This is a genomic window from Candidatus Protofrankia californiensis (assembly GCF_900634765.1).
Classification (GTDB): Bacteria; Actinomycetota; Actinomycetes; order Frankiales; family Frankiaceae; genus Protofrankia; species Protofrankia californiensis.
The window spans coordinates 1-2908 of record NZ_CAAAFT010000329.1; the positions used below are offsets into that span (position 1 = coordinate 1).

3 protein-coding genes are annotated in these 2908 nt (G+C 75.7%); all 3 read right to left on the minus strand.

What is annotated here, in order from left to right; all coding sequences use genetic code 11:
* On the minus strand, window positions 1-577 hold a 577-nt coding region (gene mftE, locus DD1DGNOD_RS17270), incomplete at its 3' end, for a mycofactocin biosynthesis peptidyl-dipeptidase MftE (protein ID WP_206443260.1).
* A 121-nt stretch (window positions 578-698) separates the two neighbouring features.
* Window positions 699-2318: a mycofactocin biosynthesis glycosyltransferase MftF gene (gene mftF / locus DD1DGNOD_RS17275; protein WP_206443261.1), complete on the minus strand. Its 1620-nt coding sequence runs from the start codon at window positions 2316-2318 to the stop codon at window positions 699-701.
* A 71-nt stretch (window positions 2319-2389) separates the two neighbouring features.
* Window positions 2390-2908: mycofactocin-coupled SDR family oxidoreductase (locus DD1DGNOD_RS29710; protein ID WP_241255798.1), on the minus strand; the 519-nt coding region annotated here is incomplete at its 5' end.

A 2908-nucleotide genomic window follows, 5' to 3' on the forward strand; every position in this document is an offset into this window, starting at 1 on the left:
CCGCGCGCACCCCGGACTCCCGCAGCGCCGGCAGAAGCTCACCGATCGGACGGGTCACCCCGGGCTCGACATGGTCAAGCCGCACCGCCTGCCCGCGCAGCGCGAGCATCACCGAGGTCTCGGTACGGCCGGCGTGGGCGTCGTCCGCGGGCCCGCCGGGCAGCCAGGCGAGCACCCGCCGGCCCTCACCGCGCAGCCGGGCGACGGCGCGGCGCAGCGGCGCGGCGTTGCCGCCGTGCCCGCAGACCAGCAGCACCCCGGCGAACGCGTCCGCCGAGCGGACAAGCTCGACCAGCAGCAGCTCGACGCCGTCCTGCCCGATCGACAGGGTGCCGGGAAAGCCCGCGTGCTCACCGCTTGCGCCGTAGGGCAGCGCCGGCGCGACGAGCACCCAGGAGCGGGCACGGGCGAGCCGCTCGCACAGCGCCGTGGCAAGTTCGGTGTCCACGGTGAGCGGCAGGTGCGGCCCGTGCTGCTCAGTCGCACCGAGGGGGACGGCGAGCACGCTGGCGGCGGCCCGCTCGGCCACCTCGGGCCAGGCGAGCTCCGCCAACCGCCAGGGCCGCACAGCGGTCACGATATGTGATGCCCTCCCAGGATCCGGGATGCCCCTGGAACGCGACATGGCCCGGTGGACGGGGCGGCCCCGGGGTACGGGGCAGCTTCAGGGCACAGGCCGGTCACGGGGCACAGGCCGGTCACGGGTGCCGCCCGCGGGCCTCGGCTCTGGCCTCGCTGCCTTCGGCCCTGGTCCGGACGCCCCGGCCGGACCTCCTGAACAGGCCGGGAGCCGCCGTCCGGCCGACCCGGCCGACCCGGCCGACCCGGCCGACCCGGCGATCGTCGATGTCGGCCGAGTTCGAGCAACATGATCGTTGTGATTCTGGTGCTGTCCCAACAGCATCAAAATCACAACGATCACAGCGCCGCCGGGAGATCCGGCGCAGATACGCGGTCACCGCGGTGGGCCGGCCGGACAGCTCCGGGAGCAGCGGGGTGAGCGTGCCCGCGCATGCGGCGCCCCACCAGACCCCGGCGCCGTAGGCGGCGTCGTCGAGTGCCCGCAGCAGCAGCCAGCGTGGCGGATCCACGTCCGGCCGCCGCTGATACCACTCGTGCAGGTGCCGCCCCAGCGCCAGGGCCAGCAGCCATCTGCCCCGCCTGGTGCCCGCCAGCAGCGGGACGGCCACCGGCCACCAGGTGCGGGTCACCGCGTCGGCGAGCAACCGGCCCGCGCCGAGATGGCCCAGGGCCGCCACCCGCAGCGCCCCGCCGGCGGGCACCCCGAGACGTCCCAGCTTGCGTGGCAGCAACACCGTCGTGGTGGCCGCGACCGCGAGCCCGGTCCGCGGCCGGCCGGCGGCCACCGCCGCCCACGACAGCGCGCTCCACACCGACACCCGGACCGGTGTGACGGCCGTGCCGTGCCGGGCCGCCAGCGGCGCCGCCGACGTCCCGTAGTCGAAGCGCTGGCGCAGCCACGCCGTCCACCGGCCGCGGGGAGCGTGACCGACCCGCGACGCGGGCTCGTAGCGGACCTGTGCTCCCCCTCGCGCCAGCCGCCACACGAAGTCCACATCCTCGCCGAAGCGCATCCGCTCGTCGAAACCGTGCAGTTCCCGCAGGGACGAGGTGCGCACCACGAGCGCGGCCGAGGGGACGTAGCTCACCCGGCTCGCCGGCCGCACCGGCGCCGCGGCGCCGCCGAGGTCCAGACAGGACTGCGTCTGCTCGTAGCGGGCCAGCAGCGACCGTCCGGGCAGGCTGGTCACCCGGGGAGCCACCGCGGCGACGTCAGGAGCGTCGAAGTGCGCCAGCAGCGGCTCCAGCCAGCCCGGCTCGGGCTTCACGTCGGCGTCCAGGAACGCCACCAGCTCGGTGCCCGCCCGCTGCCAGCCGGTGTTGCGCGCGGCGGCGGGGCCCCGGGGCAGCTGGTGACGGACCGCCGCCTGGGGCAGGGGTGTTACGGATCCGTCGTCCACGACGATCACCTCCGCCACCTTCCCCACCGCGCCGAGCAGCGTGTCCAGGGCGTCGGCGTGGTCACGCACGGGCACGACGACCGTGACGTCCGACGGGCGCAGCCGGGGCCGTTCGTAGACCGGATGGGCGATTCCCCCCGTCACCAGCCGGGCCGCCAGCCGGCGCTGCGCCGGATCAGCCCCGACCGGCTGCCCGCGCGTCCACTCCTCGACCAGCCGCGCGCCGGCCTCGGGCAGGCGCAGGACCCGCAGCGGGGAGCCACCGAGCAGCACCCGTCCCCCGGCCCACCGGCGCGTACCGGGGTCGAAGACCAGGCGCAGCACGGAGTCCGTCACACAGGGGTCCGCACTACGGGGATCCGTCACACAGGAGTCCGCACTGCGGGCATCCGTCACACGGGAGTCCGTCATGCGGTGAACCCGCCGTCGGCGTGCACCACGGTGCCGGTGATCGCAGACGAGCTCTCGCCACACAGCCAGCACACGGTGGCGGCGACCTCCTCCGGTCGCAGGAGACGGTCGAGGAGCTGGTATCCGGCGAACTCGTCGACGTCCGGCAGATCGTAGAGGGCCGCGGTCGCCGCCAGCATGGCCGTGCTGGTCGAGCCCGGGGACACCGCGGTGGCCGTGACGCCGGTGCCCCGCAGGTCTGTCGCCAGCCCTCGCACCAGTCCCACGACGGCGTGCTTCGCGGCGTTGTAGGCGGCCAGATGCCACAGGCCGCGGTGGGCGGCCGCCGACGCCAGGGCGACAAACCGGCCGGAGCGCGGTTGCGCACCGCGCAGCAGGGCGGGCACGGCCGTGCGGGCGAGGTTCAGCACCCCGCGCACCCCGATCTCGAACAGGACGTCCCACTCGGTGTCCGTGGTCTCCCACAGCGGACGGCCGCCGGCCATCACCGCGGCGGCGGCCACCGCGGCGTGCAC